Genomic DNA, 14,551 nt, shown 5'->3' with positions numbered 1-14,551 from the left:
GGCCATGAACGACCCCTCGCGTAGCAAGTAATCTCATACCAAAACATGGTCCAGGTCGCCCAACTCCTCGTCTATCTTTTGTTCGCAACAGCCGCGGCACTGGCCGCTGGCACAGTCTTCATGTCATTCACGCTCCGTCGGCGCTTCCCTGTGCTTTGGGCGGAATGGGGCAATCCCGAATCCTGGCTCTGGCTCGCGAGGACGCCGGCGAATCGAAGCGTGTTGGAATTCCTAGAACGACGCTCGTACCTCTCGACCGACAACCAGAAATTCATCCGGCTCTGCTCGATTCTCCGGACGGGCTTTTATGTCCTCCCGGTGCTCTTCGTCCTGACCATGGGCATCATGCTGGTTGTACTGCTCAAGAGCAACTGAATATATGGCATCAAACAGCGCATCGCGGCCAGGAGCGGTCGGTCGGCGCGGTCTCAGAATCTCGGTGATAGCGGTCATTCGCGGCACCCACACAACTCTTAGCTAGTTATCCATGGGAATCTATGCACAGTTTTGGCACTGCCATCCGGCTGGCTTGGTCGATGAGTTTCTCTCTGGACCTCTAGACGAATTCGATACCTGGTTGCTTGAAACCAACGCAGAATTTCCAGGCGATATTGACGCGTCTGTCCAACCGCTCTTGCGCGTCGTTCGGAGCAACGGTCGTGCTGCGTTGAACGCGCTCAATGCCGCCGAGGCAACCGCGGTTGACCGGTTGATGGACACGTATTTCGGTATGTTTTGCGACATGAAGCGCCGTGACATCAAGCAAGCGGCCGATCAGTCGCTGCTGCGCGCGTCTCACTACGCGGAAATGCTCGACTCCAGCAACGGGGTCGCCGCCCACAGTGCCGCCCTCGAACTTTGGAGCTTCATGTTCTCGGGTCGAGCCGTCGCCCGCGATTCAAACGTCTTCCCCTATGCTTCGGAAGACGGTGTTTACCACCTCTCATATTGGTCTTGTGATGAGGTGAGCCTGCTGGATGAAGCTTTCGCAGCCAAGTCGTTTGCGACCGAAGTCGACCCGAGAGCTCTCGCTGCAGTCAAGAATGCGTTGGCGAGTGCGCTCGCGCGGCGCTCGGGGCTTATCACCGAGATTTGCTAGAGAGCCGGCACATGGGAGCGTTTCGCAGGCCTGAGGCTACGATTTTTCAGGGCGCTTCTCTGATGCTGGCGTTCGCAACGGACCTATTCGTAACGCAGGCGCAACCGGCTACAGTCGGCCAGAAGCGGTCGGTCGACAACACCTCGGAAATTGCAGGATAGCGGACGTTCTGACCTGTGGGTGAGACACGCTCTGAGGAGAAATCAATATGTATGAGTTGCCGAGCCACTACGCCTGTACAGGGTGTGGGAAGCGATTTGGGTTCGAGTTTCAGCGTTCCGTCTACTACTGCGGCACTGCTCCACTCGGGCATCAATTGCTAGACGCAGACGTACTCCCAATTCCAGTGCGGCCAGGGTGGTGCAAGACGTGCGACAAGCTCTGTGTTGTTGAAAATATTCAACCTCTGCGTAATTTCGAAGATGCGTATGGAGCTGTTCGTGCTGGGAAAAATGTGGAGTACCCAGAGGGGACATCGAACTATGACTTGCCTGAAGCGATCAATCGGATCGCTGCGTATCTGAGATGGCGTTTAGGGCGCGCCCATCCGTCTCGTGCTCTATGTTGCGGTGGTATCAGCTACCAACTTCTGGATGTTAAACAACCATTGCTTAAGCATGCGGAATGCGACTTTGGCGTAGTCGAAGCGGTCTATCTTTATTTCGGTTCATACAACGGTCCCGGCCCGGGTGTCTACAGTCCAGCCAACATTCGCGTTTTTGACGGCGAAGGGGATTTGATTGGGCTCCTCACTACTCGCGCCTGGGGAGGGGCAACGCTCTGGGAGGTTGCCCCAGCGGCGTATGAGACATCGCAGTCGGATTGAATGACCGGTTCCGAGGGAAATGAACTTCCGCTACAGGCCCTTTGCATCGATGATCCGTCCAGCTACATTCGGCCAACAGCTGACCTTCGCAGCATCGACAGAAATCGCACGACCAGACTCCTATGACATGAGCACAACCGTTCCATCCCTCCGGCGTCTTATGCCTGAGGAAGCCGGCTATCTTTTCGACCTCTGCCAAGCGACCATGCGCGGGTACGTCGAGCAAGTTTGGGGCGCTTGGAACGAAGCGGCCGTTCGGGCGCATCTAACCGAAAGAGCGCAGGAAGGCGCGTTTTTTATGCTCCTCGTTCGAGGCGAGCGTGTCGGGGCAGTCGCGTTCGAGCGTTTTGATACGCACTATCAGATTGAAGACCTTTACGTCGAGCCAGGAAGCCAAGGCCAGGGCATAGGAACGTTCGTCGTGACGCACATCATCGGAATGGCAATGCTGGAAAATGTTCCGGTCCGACTTCGTGTGCTCACCTCGAACCCTGCTCGCCGGTTGTATGAGCGGCTGGGTTTTGAAGTTGTTCAATCCACTTCCGAGCGGTACTTTCTAGAGCGTCCTAGCTGAACGTAGGGGCTGCGACGCGTAGGACAGAATGCGGCCAGAACCAGTCGTTCGAGGATCGTTCAGAATCCACCCGTAACCAGTCATTCACGAATAGACGACCAGCATCAAGATCAATCTCGTACGGCATCGATTTCCCCTCACCAAGAGCAACACGTTCCAATGACCGTTCGGACACATCTAGCCTCGATGGAGCGTCGTGTGATTGCGTTTGCCGTCGACTTCTTGATACTGCTTGCGGTGGTACTTGTTTTGACCTTGGCCATAGAAGGTCAGTCATACGCAGCCACTATCACGATGATGGTAGCCCCCTTGCTTTTTGTCGCATATCACTGGGCCGGACTCTCTAACAGAAACTACGCAATCGGCCGAGTTATCACTTCCATCACCGTGATCTCGCTGAAATCCGGCCCGGAACTTTCCGCCCTGCAGCGCATAGCAAGACCCAGCATAAGACTGCTCTGGCTTCTGACAGGAGGGCTAGCAGCTGCCTTCGCTCGCCAGCCCATGTTTCTCTTCCTTCCCCTTGTCATCGACACGGTCCTTCTGTCTTTTCACCCGCTGCGTCAGACCGTGACGGACATGGTGTGCAGTACAACGGTGGTGAATTCGCCGCCGCTACAACCTCACCGCGCGCCGGCTGGTCCGATGTTCAGCCAGGATGATGCCGAATTCGGACCCAAACCTCGCAAGCATTTTTCTTCACTGGTTGGACCGAGCGGCCGAAGATGAAGAACGCTGGCACGGATCGCGTATCTGCGCTCGTCGGCAAAGACGCCTGACGGCGGCGGGCCTTTCATCATGAGCACACGATCACGCATTGGAATCGCCTTGCTGCTGACGGCAGCCTTCATCACTGCTGGCCTGTGGCTAGGCCGCGAGCTGTCAATCGATAGCTGCTTGGATCGCGGGGGCAGTTGGAATCATGAGCACTCCGAGTGCATCATGTCGAAGCCGTAAGACTGGGTACGGCCAAGAGCGGTCCCTGTTGGATGGGGCCCACGTCATCTAGGGCACGACGCGATGGGGGCCTGGAACAATTTATGACTTACCGATTCGCTGGATTCTTTGTCGCACAACGTATCGAGTGTCCCGGGTCTCTTCCAGAAGGGGTTGCCTGGCGAGAGATTTCAAAGCCCTTCACTGGAACGGGTGTCCGGCTACCAGATTTCCTGGGCAAGTCACCAGGTGCAGAAGAGGTGTCTGTCGCGGCTGAAAGACTTGGCCTGAGCAGGAGCGATGCATGGCTCTATCTAACCTACGATTGTTGGGGAGGGCAGATCGATTTCGTCTACGGCTTGGGCTCAAAGAACCGCATCCAGTTTGGCCCCGTAGAGGAGGACGCTCAGGAGCGAGTCACCGATGCGTACTGCGCGCTTATGCAACAGCTGGGTGTATCTCGGCTGGACGCCCTGAACTTCGAACCCTTCAAACGGGGGTTTTGGGGTGAGGGGTAACGCCCCTGTCTGTCGCATTCATTGAGTGACTGCTTTGTGCGAGCGTCAACGTCCACTTCGGGCCCTGTGCTGCCGTCCACCCGACCGTTACGGATGTCCGCTTTGCAGTCTGAAGCGGGCATCGAACGCAGTCATACCAATGTCGACTGTGGCCGACGCCAGCCCTTCGCCGCAGCGGTCGAACCGCCAACGCCACAGCCGCGCTCATCGTGCGCAGGGCATCGGGTACTCCCCGCAGCGAAATAAAGGAGGAGGGGCGCAGCCCCGGGGGACATTCGCGGAGGGGAGTACCCGGTGTCCTGTGCACGCGCCCTGAACAACGGCGCACAGAACGCAACAAGAAATCAGCGCAGCGCTTCGACCAGATCAAGCACCATCCGGTCAGGCCCGAACTTCTCGACACCCTGAGTCAACAGCGCATCGACAGCCTGCGCAATGCCATGGCTGGAAGAAGACTGCTCAGCCATGTCGTTGTAGTACCCCAGGTCCTTCTTGGCATTGGCCATCGAGAACTTCAGCGAATCGGTGCTGCCGGTCAGCAGCTTGGGCTTGACGCGTTCCAGCGCCACACCGTTGCCGCCGCCCTTGGCAAGCACGTCGACGAACACATCGGGCTTCACGCCGGCGCGCTCCGCGCAAGCAGCCGCTTCGCACAGCAGCGCCACGGTGCCCAGCGATACAAAGTTGTGCAGCAGCTTCATCGCGTGACCTGCGCCGATGCCGCCCACGTGCGTGACGTTCTCGGCAAAGCAGCGCAGCAGCGGCAGGCACGAGGCCAGCACCTCGGCGTCGCCACCCACCAGCAGGTTCAGCCGGCCTTCGGCGGCTTCCTTCGCGGTGCGCGTCATCGGCGCATCGATGAACTTGCCGCCCTTCGCGTTCACTGCTTCCGCCACCTTGGCTGTGGAAGCGGGCACGGCCGTCGAGCAGTCGATTACCACCGTGCCGGGGCGCAGCGCAGTCAATGCGCCCTTGTCGCCGAGCATCACGGCCTCGACCTGCGGCGTGCCGGTTACGCAGAGGATCAGCACGTCGACCTGCGCAGCCAGCGCGGCAACGTCCTTCACCGAAGTGGCGCCGGCTTTCAGCAGGCCGTCGATGGGCTGGTTGCCCGCGTGCTCCAGCACGGTGAGCTGGTGGCCGTGCTTGACGATGTTGCTGGCAATGCCGTGGCCCATCAGGCCGACGCCGACGAGGCCGACTTTGCGCGGCGTTTGCTGTTCAGTGGTTGTCATGTGTTGTCTTCATCCGTGCTTGATGGCGATGGTCTTGAGGGTCGTGAATCCGAGCAGGGCCTCGAAGCCCTTCTCGCGGCCGAAGCCGCTGGATTTCACGCCGCCGAAAGGCAGTTCTACACCACCCGCCGCACCGTAATTGTTGACGAAGACCTGGCCGCAGTGCAGCTTGTGCGCCATGCGCAGCTGGCGCGCGCCGTCGCGGGTCCACACGCCGGCCACCAGTCCGAAGTCCGTGCCGTTGGCCAGGCGCACAGCCTCGGCCTCGTCGGCGAAGGGCATCACGACCAGTACGGGGCCGAAGATTTCGCGCTGCACCAGGTCGCTGTCGTGCGGCACGTCGCGGAACAGCACGGCCTCCTGGTAGTAGCCGGTAGCCGATGCATTGGGCGACACCGTGCCGCGCGCCGCTACCTTCAGGCCGCTGGCCTCGGCCGTCGAGACCATGTCGCGCACCTGGCGAAACTGCTTCTCGTTGATGAGCGGACCCATGTCCAGGTCTTCGGCGGGCGGGCCCGCGCGCACGGCCGTGAAGCGCTTCGCGAGCCGCTGCACCACCTCTTCGTAGACCGATTGCTCCACCAGCACGCGGCTGCCCGCCGAGCAGGTCTGGCCGGCGTTCTGGATGATGGCGTTGAGCAGCACTGGCTCGGCCGCATCCAGGTCGGCGTCGGCGAACACGATCTGCGGCGACTTGCCGCCCAGCTCCAGCGTCACCGGGCAATGGCGCTCGGCCGCGGCCAGGCCCACGCTGCGGCCGGTCATGGTCGAGCCGGTGAACGAGATGTGGTCGATGCCCGGGTGCGCACACAGCGCCGCGCCGGCTTCCTTGCCGTAGCCCGTCACCACGTTGAGCGCGCCGGCCGGAAAGCCGACCTCAGTCGCAATCTCCGCCAGGCGCAGCAGCGACAGGCTCGCGTCTTCCGCCGGCTTCACCACGCAGGCGTTGCCTGCGGCGAGCGAGGCGCCAACGCTGCGGCCCGCGATCTGCATCGGGTAGTTCCAGGGAATGATGTGGCCCGTCACGCCGTGCGGAATGCGCACCGTCAGCACGGTGTAGCCGCGCTCGTAGGGCAGGGTGTCGCCGTGCAGCTTGTCGCAGGCACCGGCGTAGTACTCCATGTAGCGGGCCAGCGCGGTCGCGTCGTTGCGCGCCACGCGCAGCGCCTTGCCGGTGTCGCGAGCTTCGAGCTGCGCGAGCTCTTCGTGGTGCTGCATCACGGCGGCGCCCAGCTTGGCGAGCAGGCGGCCGCGCTCCAGCGCGGTCATCGCGCCCCAGGAGCCGTCGAAGTTCTCGCCCATGGCCTTGCGCGCGGCGCGCACGGCCGTGTCCACGTCGGCGGCGGTGCCGCGTGCGATCTGGCCGAATTTCTGGCCATCGCTCGGGTCGATCACGTCGATGGTGGCGTTGCCTTCGGACGGCACGTGGTGGCCGTCGATGTAGTGGGTTGCGTTCATTTGCTTTGTCTCCTTGCGGCCGGTCACTTGGGTTCCGGCCAGGGGTGTTGTGCTTCGCGGATCTGCTCGAAGGCGCGGCTGAACTGCAGCACGCCCAGGTCGTCGAAGCGGCGCCCGGCAATCTGCAGGCCGATGGGCAGGCCCTCTGCCGAGTAGCCGCAGTTGATCGAGGCGGCAGGCTGCTCCGACATGTTGTAGGGCACCGTGAAGCCGATGTGCTCCAGCGGCAGCATCGGGTCGTTGGTCGGCGAGGCATGGTCCGCCGGCGCGGGCATGTTGGGCGACACCGGCGAGATCACGAAGTCGTAGCCCTTGGTGGCGGCGACGGTGGCCGCGCGCGTGGCGATGAACTGGCTGTAGGCGTCGAAGATGTGCGCGCCCGAAAAACCGGCTGCGCTCTCGGCCCAGTCGCGGATGTACGGCAGGATCTTCGCGCGCCTCTCCGGCGTCATCGCCTGCATGTCGATGCACGAGCGCATGCGCCAGAAGTGGTCCATGCCCTGCAGCATCTTCGGCGTCATGAAGGGCTTGATTTCTTCCACCAGCGCGCCGGCCGCCTCGATGCGCTTCGCAGCGCGGCGCACCGCCTCCGCGATCTGCGGGTCCAGCGGCAGTCCGCAGCCCGCGTCCATGTGCAGCGCCACGCGCTTACCCTTGATGAACGACGGGTCGACTTCGAAGGCCGTCCAGTCGATGCCCGCCGCCGGCAGTTCCGAATAATCGCGGTCGTCGGGCTGTGCGACCGAGGCCATCATCAGCGCCGAGTCGGCCACCGTGCGCGTCATCGGTCCGGCGCAGCGGCCCATGTAGGGCGTGCTCAGCGGAATGCGGCCGAAGCTGGGCTTGAGCGTGTAGATGCCGCACCAGCTGGCCGGCAGGCGCAGCGAGCCGCCGATGTCGGTGCCTACGTGCAGCGGGCCGTAGCCTGCGGCAGCCGCTGCACCGGCACCCGCGCTGGAGCCGCCCGGCGTGCGCGACAGGTCCCACGGGTTGCGCGAGAGTTCATGAAAGCTCGACAGGCCCGACGACAGCATGCCCAGGTCGGGCATGGTGGTCTTGGCGACCAGCACCGTGCCGTCTTCCTTCAGGCGTGCAGCGGGCGGGGAGTCCTGCGTCATCGGCACGAGGTCGTAGGCGGCGGTGCCCAGCGGCATCGGGTCGCCTTCGGTCGCGAGGTTGTCCTTGATGGTCACGGGCATGCCGTCGAGCATGCCGCGCGGCGCGCCGGCCAGCCAGCGCGCCTCGGAGGCGCGGGCCTGCTCGAGCGCAAGCTCGGGGCGGAAGAGCCAGGTCGCGTGCAGCTCGGGTTCGTAGGCCGCGATGCGCTCGTTGACCGAGCGCACCACTTCCACCGGCGAGAGTTCCTTGGCGGCGTAGGCCGCGTGCAGCTCCTGCACGCTCAGGGAGTACAGGGGCTTGGTCATCGCATCAACTCCACGAGATAGCGGCCAGGTCGTTCACCACGATCGGCATGCTCGGCCACAGGCCCTTCACTTCCTTGCGTGCGATGGTCGGGAACACCGCCTGGTAAAGGAAGCCGTTGACCGCATCGGTTGCCAGCTGGCGCTGGGCCTCGGCGAGCAGGTCGGCGCGGCGCTTCTTGTTCTCTTCGTTCTGGATGCTGACGAACAGGTCGCGGAACTTCTTCGAGTCGTAGCCCCAGTAGTAGTCGGGCTCGGTGTACTTCACAAGGTCGAAGGGCTCCACGTGCGCGACCATGGTCAGGTCGAAGTCGTGCGCGCCGCCGAAGGTGCCGCTGAGCCACTGGGCCCACTCGACGTTCTGGATCTTCACGTTGATGCCGATCTGCGCGAGCTGCGCCGCGATCATCTCGCCGCCCTGCCGCGCATACGAGGGCGGAGGCAGCTGCAGGCGCAGTTCGAGCGGCGTCTTCACGCCGGCCTCGGCCAGCAGCTTCTTCGCCTTCTCGATGTCGAAGGGGTTCATTGCCGTGGTGTCGATGAAGCCCGGCGCGCCCAGGGCGTAATGGCTGCCGATGGGCCTGCCGAAGCCGTCCGCCGCGCCCTGGACGATGGCGTTGCGGTCGATGGCCGCGAGGATGGCGCGGCGCACGCGCACGTCGTCCAGCGGCTTCTTGCGGTTGTTGATGGTCAGGATCACCTTGCCGCGCGTGCCGACCTCGATCACCTGGAAGCGCGGGTTGCCCTTGAACTGGCTCACCGAGCGCGTGCCCGCGCGCGGGAAGATGTCGATGTCGTTCGACAGCAGTGCGGCGGTCTGCGCGGCCGTGTCAGACATGAATCGGAAGACGAATTTCTCGGTCTTCGCAAGATTCGGGTCGCGATACGTCGGCGATTTCACCAGCGTGCACGAGGCGCCGCGCTGCCATGCGCTCAGCTTGTACGGGCCGGTGCCGACTGGCGCAGTGACGTTGGTCTCGGCGCTCTTGGGCTCGACGATGCAGGCGGTCGACTGGCCCAGCATGAACGGCAGGTCGGGGTTGGGCAGCGTGCTGTTCACGCCCACCATGTACTCGTCGAGCACCACGGTGCCGATCTCGCTGAAGAAGCGCTTGTCCTTGTTGGTGCTCTTGGCGCCACCTGCGCGGTCGAACGAGAACTTCACCACCGACGCGTTGAAGGGCTGGCCGTTCTCGAAGCGCACGCCCTTGCGCAGCTTGAAGACGAAGGTCTTCATGTCGGGCGACGACGTCCAGCTCTCGGCCAGCATCGGCGTGACCGAGCCGTCGGCGTTCACCTTGGTGAGCGTCTCGAAGATGTTGTACTGCGTGATCTCCGCGATGGCCGATGCGGCGCCGCTCGTCGGGTCCAGGCCTGGCGGTTCGAGCGGCATGCCGATCGTCAGCGTGTTCTTGCCGGCCTGCGCGCGCGCCTGGGGCAGGAAGACACCCGGGATTGCCGCGGCCATGGCGGAAGTCATGAGTGTGCGTCGCTTCAACATTCGATAGTTCCTGGAGGTGAGGGTGGAGGAAAAGAAAGCCTTGCCCGGCTAGCGGGACGGCGTGTGCAGAACGGCGGAAAGCAGGGTGCGCGTGTATTCGTGCTGGGCGTGCTGGAACAGGTCGGCCGGGCGGCCTCGTTCGACGATGCGGCCCTTGAAGACCACGCAGACCTCGTCGCACAGGTGGTTGACCACCGCGAGGTCGTGGCTGATGAGCAGATAGCTGATGCCGAACTGCTGCTGCAAGTCCTGCATGAGGTTGAGCACTTGCGCCTGCACCGACACGTCGAGCGCGCTGACGGGTTCGTCGGCGACTATGAGCTTGGGGCGCGTGATGAGCGCGCGCGCAATCGCGATGCGCTGGCGCTGTCCGCCCGAGAACTCGTGCGGGTACTTGTCCATGTCGGTGGTGCGCAGGCCCACCGCGGCGAGTGCTTCCGATGCGCGCTCGCGCTGCACGGCGCGGCTGGTCTCGGCCAGCGCTTCGAGCGGTTCGGCGACGATGCGCGCCACGGTCTGGCGCGGGTCGAGCGAGCCGTAGGGGTCCTGGAACACCATCTGGAAGTCGCGCCGCGCGGTGCGCAGCTCGGCCTTGGGCAGCGCATGCAGGTTGCGTCCTTCGAGCGAGACAGTGCCGGAGGTAGGCGTGTCGAGCGCCATCACAAGGCGCGCGATGGTCGACTTGCCCGAGCCCGATTCGCCGACGATGCCCACGCTCTTGCCGGCCTGCACCTCGAAGCTCACGCCGTTGAGCGCCTTGACGGTGGGCGGGGGGCCGAAGAGCTTTTCGCGCGGCAGCGCGTAATGGCGGTAGAGGTTGTTCACGGCCAGCAGGGGCTGGCCGGCGGTGATGGGCTTGCTCATGCGGTGGCCGCCTTGGCATTCAACGCGGCGATTTCGCCCAGGCGCAGACAGCGCACCGTGTGGTCGTTCGGCAGCACCGTGGCTTTGGGTCGCGTGCTCTGGCACAGGTCGATGGTGTGGGCGCAGCGGCCGGCAAAGGCGCAGCCGCGCGGCATGTCGACCAGCTCGGGCACGCTGCCGCGAATGGTCGGCAAGCGGCCGGCGCGCACTGCGCCGATGGCGGGCCGCGCAGCGAACAAGCCGCGTGTGTAGGGGTGCGCGCGGCCGGCAAAGACCGTGTCGGTCGGGCCGCTTTCCACTGCGCTGCCGCCGTACATCACGAGCATGCGCTGCACGCTGTTGGCGATCACGCCGAGGTCGTGCGAGATCAGGATCATCGCCATGCCCATTTCCTTGACCAGGCCCTGGATCAGGTCGAGCACCTGCTTCTGGATGGTCACGTCGAGCGCGGTGGTGGGTTCGTCTGCAATCAGCAGATCGGGCCCGCAGGCAAGCGCCATCGCGATGCCGATGCGCTGACGCTGCCCGCCGGAGAACTGGTGCGGGTAGGCGTCGAGGCGAGACGCCGCATCGGGAATGCCCACGCGGTCGAGCAGGCTCAGTGCTTCCTTGCGGGCCTGCGCCTTCGTCAGCCCGCGATGCAGTTGCAGCGGCTCGCCGACCTGGCGCGCGATGGTGTGCACCGGATTCAGCGCCGTCATCGGTTCCTGGAAGATCATGCCGATGCGGTTGCCGCGGATCTGGCACATCTGCTTTTCGGGCAGGCCGACGAGCTCCTGCCCGTCGAGCTTGATGCTGCCCGCGACCTTGGCGCTGGACGGCAGCAGGCCCATGAGCGACATCACGGTGATCGACTTGCCGCAGCCCGATTCACCGACGATGCCCAGCGTTTCGCCGCGCTCCAGCGAGAACGAAATGCCGCGCACGGCCTGCGCCGGACCGCGCTGGGTCTGCAGGCCGATCTGGAGGTTGTTGACTTCGAGGAGGGGCATGGCGCTTACCGGGCTCTGGCGAGGCGGGGGTCGAGCAAGTCGCGCAGCCCGTCGCCAAGGAGGTTCAGCCCGAGCACTGCGAGGGCGATCGCCATGCCGGGGAAGACGGCCAGCAGCGGCTGCTGGAACATGAGGGTCTGCGCTTCGCTGAGCATGCGGCCCCACGAGGGTTGCGGCGGCTGCGTGCCCAGGCCAAGGTAGGAGAGGGCGGCTTCGGCCAGGATGGCGATGGCGAAGCGGATCGTGATCTGCACGATCAGCACGGCCGAGATGTTGGGCAGCACGTGCTGCATCGTGATCGCGAACGGGCCCTTGCCGCAGGCGCGTGCGGCGGCCACGTACTCGCGCGACCAGATTGCGTTGGCCGAGGCGCGCGTGATGCGCGCGAAGGTCGGGATGTTGTAGATGCCGATGGCCACGATGGCGTTCACGATGCCCGCGCCGAACACGGCGGTCATCATGATGGCCGACAGGATCGCAGGGAAGGCCAGCGTGAAGTCCGACAGCCGCATCACCGCTTCTTCGACCCAGCCGCGTTTCGCAGCCGCGAGCAGGCCCAAGGCGGTGCCGACCACCAGGCCGATACCGACTGCGATCACGCCGACGAGGATGGACGCGCGCGCACCGACCAGCAGCAATGAAGCCACGTCGCGGCCGAACGCATCGGTGCCGAGCCAGTGCGAGGCCGAAGGGGCCTGCATCTTGTTCGGCATGTCCATCGCATAGGGCGACCATGGCGTCCACACGAAGGACACGAGGGCGGCCAGGAGCAGCAGGGCGGCCAGCACGCCGCCGATGACGAAGCTTCGGTGCTTCAGCGCGCGCTGCCAGAAGCCGGGGACCTTGAGCGCCGCAGCGCCTGGACTTGGAATAGCAAGAGTGCTCATATGTCGCTGGCCTTGATGCGCGGGTCGATCACGGCATACAGCACGTCGACCACGAAGTTCACGATGACCACCATGGCCGCCAGCAGCATCACGCAGTTGCGCACCACGATCAGGTCGCGGTTGCTGATGGCCTGGAAGATCAGCCGGCCCAGGCCCGGCAGGTAGAACACGTTCTCCACCACGATGGTGCCGGCCAGCAGCTCGGAGAACTGCATGCCCATCACGGTAATGACGGGGATCATGGCGTTGCGCAGCACGTGGGTCCACAGCACCGCGCGCTGCGAGACGCCCTTGGCGCGGGCGGTGCGCACGAAGTCTTCGCGCATCACTTCAAGCACGGCCGAGCGCGTGATGCGCGCGAGGATCGCGGCTTGAACGACGGCAAGAGACAGTGCCGGCAGCAGCAGCGACTTGATGCCCGAGAAGATGCCTTCGCCCCATCCCTCGAAGCCGCCAGCGGAGAACCACTGCAGCTGCACCGAGAACACGAGGATCAGCAGGATGGCGAACCAGAAGTTGGGAATGGCGATGCCGACCTGGGCCATGCCCATCAGGCCGACGTCGCCGAGCTTGTTGTGGCGCGCAGCGGCAGTAACGCCGACGAGCAGCGCGATCACGACGGTGAGGGCCATCGCCAGCATGGCGAGCGGCACGGTGAGCGCGAGGCGCTCCAGGATCAGGTCGAGCACCGGCGAGCTGTAGGCGTAGCTGTCGCCGAGGTTGCCGGTGAGCAGGCCGCCGATCCAGTGCCAGTAGCGTGTCCACGCCGGCAAGTCGAGGCCCAGCTTGGTTGCCAGCGCTGCGACGGCTTCAGGAGAGGCATCCGGTCCCATCAGCATCTGCGCTGCATTGCCCGGAAGAATCTCCAGCACCAGGAACACGATGATGGATGCGCCCACCAGGGTGCCGATGAGCGTCAGTGTGCGTTTCAGCAGGAACAGGCCCATTTCAGTGACTCCGCTCTGCGTTGTGTCGTTGGGTGTTCTTGTTCAGGGCGAGTGCGAATGACACCGGGTACTCCCCTCCGCGAATGTCCCCCGCCTTCGGCTCCTCCTTTATTTCGCTGCGGGGAGCACCCGGTGCCATTCGCACATGAGCGCGCCTTGAACAAGAGCGAGATTTCATGCCGAGATGCAGCTAGCAATCGCGCGGCCGACGTCCACAGTCGAAGCAGTGCCGCCCATGTCGCGAGTACGCGGACCTTCGCTCAGCACCGTCTCGATGGCCGAGATCACCGCAGCCGAAGCCTCTGCGTACACGGGGTCGTTGTTGCCCAGATGGTCGAGCATCAGCGCGGCCGACCAGATCTGGCCGATCGGATTGGCGATGCCCTTGCCCGCGATGTCGGGCGCCGAACCATGCACCGGTTCGAACAGTGAGGGGAATTTGCGTTCGGGGTTCAGGTTGGCCGAGGGCGCGATGCCGATGGTGCCGGTGCAGGCCGGGCCCAGGTCGGAGAGGATGTCTCCGAACAGGTTGGAAGCCACCACCACGTCGAACCAGTCGGGGTGCTGCACGAAATGCGCGCACAGGATGTCGATGTGGTACTTGCTCGTCGCCACGTCGGGGTAGCGCGTGGCGATCTCGGCCAGGCGCTCGTCCCAATAGGGCATGGTGATCGAGATGCCGTTCGATTTGGTGGCGGCCACCAGGTTCTTGCGCTTGCGGCGATTGGCGAGCTGGAACGCGTAGTCGATGATGCGGTCCACGCCGGTGCGGGTGAACACGGCCTCCTGGATCGCCATCTCGCGCGGCGTGCCTTCGAACAGGCGCCCACCCACCGAGGTGTACTCGCCCTCGGTGTTCTCGCGCACCACCAGAAAGTCGATGTCACCGGGCTTGCGGTGCGCCAGCGGGCCAGGCACGCCGGGCATCAGGCGCACGGGGCGCAGGTTCACGTACTGGTCGAAGTCACGGCGGATCTTGATGAGCAGGCCCCACACGGCGATGTGATCGGGCACCTTGTCGGGCGCACCCACCGCACCGAAATAGATCGCGTCGTGGCCCTGGATCTTGTCGGCCCAGTCGGCCGGCATCATCAGGCCGGTGCGCACATAGTGGTCGGAGCCCCAGTCGAAGTGGTCGTACGAGAAATCGATGCCGAAGCGGCGACCGACCGCATCGAGTACGCGCAACCCTTCGGGCATGACCTCGACGCCGATGCCGTCTCCGGGAATGACGGCAATCCTGTGCTTTTTCTGCATTGACTCAACCTGTTCCAAGTTCGTTTCGTTCGGTGC

Annotated in this window: 13 protein-coding genes; 4 read left to right on the top strand and 9 right to left on the bottom strand. The window is 64.0% G+C overall.

Features of this window, described 5'->3' with window-relative positions; genetic code table 11:
- The first annotated feature begins 45 nt into the window (after nucleotides 1-45).
- The 4 genes from ACTG4X_RS25655 (at nucleotide 46) to ACTG4X_RS25640 (ending at nucleotide 3,228) form a co-directional block, all read left to right on the top strand.
- On the top strand, nucleotides 46-375 hold the full coding sequence (locus tag ACTG4X_RS25655; protein ID WP_440532235.1) for a hypothetical protein: 330 nt from the start codon (nucleotides 46-48) through the stop codon (nucleotides 373-375).
- Nucleotides 376-487: 112 nt separating this feature from the next.
- A complete protein-coding gene (locus ACTG4X_RS25650) occupies nucleotides 488-1,099 on the top strand; it encodes a hypothetical protein (RefSeq protein WP_440532234.1) in 612 nt (203 codons plus the stop codon).
- A gap of 845 nt (nucleotides 1,100-1,944) precedes the next feature.
- Nucleotides 1,945-2,499 carry a GNAT family N-acetyltransferase gene (locus ACTG4X_RS25645; protein ID WP_093176343.1) on the top strand — a complete coding sequence of 185 codons (555 nt, stop codon included), beginning with the start codon at nucleotides 1,945-1,947 and terminating at the stop codon, nucleotides 2,497-2,499.
- A gap of 159 nt (nucleotides 2,500-2,658) precedes the next feature.
- A complete protein-coding gene (locus tag ACTG4X_RS25640) occupies nucleotides 2,659-3,228 on the top strand; it encodes an RDD family protein (protein ID WP_440532233.1) in 570 nt (189 codons plus the stop codon).
- Between the two features lie 1,069 nt (nucleotides 3,229-4,297).
- Here the strand turns inward: ACTG4X_RS25640 and ACTG4X_RS25635 are convergent.
- From ACTG4X_RS25635 to ACTG4X_RS25595, 9 genes are all read right to left on the bottom strand, one after another.
- Nucleotides 4,298-5,188, bottom strand: coding sequence for an NAD(P)-dependent oxidoreductase (locus ACTG4X_RS25635; protein ID WP_093083031.1), 891 nt, complete (start codon nucleotides 5,186-5,188; stop codon nucleotides 4,298-4,300).
- Between the two features lie 9 nt (nucleotides 5,189-5,197).
- On the bottom strand, nucleotides 5,198-6,646 hold the full coding sequence (locus ACTG4X_RS25630; protein WP_440532232.1) for an aldehyde dehydrogenase family protein: 1,449 nt from the start codon (nucleotides 6,644-6,646) through the stop codon (nucleotides 5,198-5,200).
- A gap of 23 nt (nucleotides 6,647-6,669) precedes the next feature.
- The gene (locus tag ACTG4X_RS25625; RefSeq protein WP_440532231.1) at nucleotides 6,670-8,070 is read right to left on the bottom strand and encodes an amidase; all 1,401 of its coding nucleotides are present in this window, start codon (nucleotides 8,068-8,070) and stop codon (nucleotides 6,670-6,672) included.
- 4 nt (nucleotides 8,071-8,074) lie between these two features.
- Nucleotides 8,075-9,568, bottom strand: coding sequence for an ABC transporter substrate-binding protein (locus ACTG4X_RS25620; protein WP_093083039.1), 1,494 nt, complete (start codon nucleotides 9,566-9,568; stop codon nucleotides 8,075-8,077).
- A gap of 48 nt (nucleotides 9,569-9,616) precedes the next feature.
- On the bottom strand, nucleotides 9,617-10,432 hold the full coding sequence (locus ACTG4X_RS25615) for an ATP-binding cassette domain-containing protein (protein WP_097198478.1): 816 nt from the start codon (nucleotides 10,430-10,432) through the stop codon (nucleotides 9,617-9,619).
- Nucleotides 10,429-11,424, bottom strand: a complete 996-nt coding sequence (locus tag ACTG4X_RS25610; RefSeq protein ID WP_097198479.1) for an ABC transporter ATP-binding protein — start codon at nucleotides 11,422-11,424, stop codon at nucleotides 10,429-10,431. The genes ACTG4X_RS25615 and ACTG4X_RS25610 overlap by 4 nt, the downstream gene beginning before the upstream one ends.
- 5 nt (nucleotides 11,425-11,429) lie before the next feature.
- Complete coding sequence (locus tag ACTG4X_RS25605) at nucleotides 11,430-12,311, bottom strand: ABC transporter permease (RefSeq protein WP_093058179.1); 882 nt, start codon at nucleotides 12,309-12,311, stop codon at nucleotides 11,430-11,432.
- Nucleotides 12,308-13,258 carry an ABC transporter permease gene (locus tag ACTG4X_RS25600; protein WP_093179669.1) on the bottom strand — a complete coding sequence of 317 codons (951 nt, stop codon included), beginning with the start codon at nucleotides 13,256-13,258 and terminating at the stop codon, nucleotides 12,308-12,310. Before ACTG4X_RS25600 ends, ACTG4X_RS25605 begins: the two co-directional genes overlap by 4 nt.
- Before the next feature lie 174 nt (nucleotides 13,259-13,432).
- The gene (locus ACTG4X_RS25595; protein WP_093058883.1) at nucleotides 13,433-14,515 is read right to left on the bottom strand and encodes a tartrate dehydrogenase; all 1,083 of its coding nucleotides are present in this window, start codon (nucleotides 14,513-14,515) and stop codon (nucleotides 13,433-13,435) included.
- Between the last annotated feature and the right edge of the window lie 36 nt (nucleotides 14,516-14,551).

It is taken from the genome of Variovorax sp. YR566, assembly GCF_051992195.1.
In the GTDB taxonomy this organism is placed as follows: Bacteria; Pseudomonadota; Gammaproteobacteria; order Burkholderiales; family Burkholderiaceae_C; genus Variovorax.
Note: the sequence above shows the minus strand (reverse complement) of the source record. Positions and strands in the feature narration are given on the sequence as shown.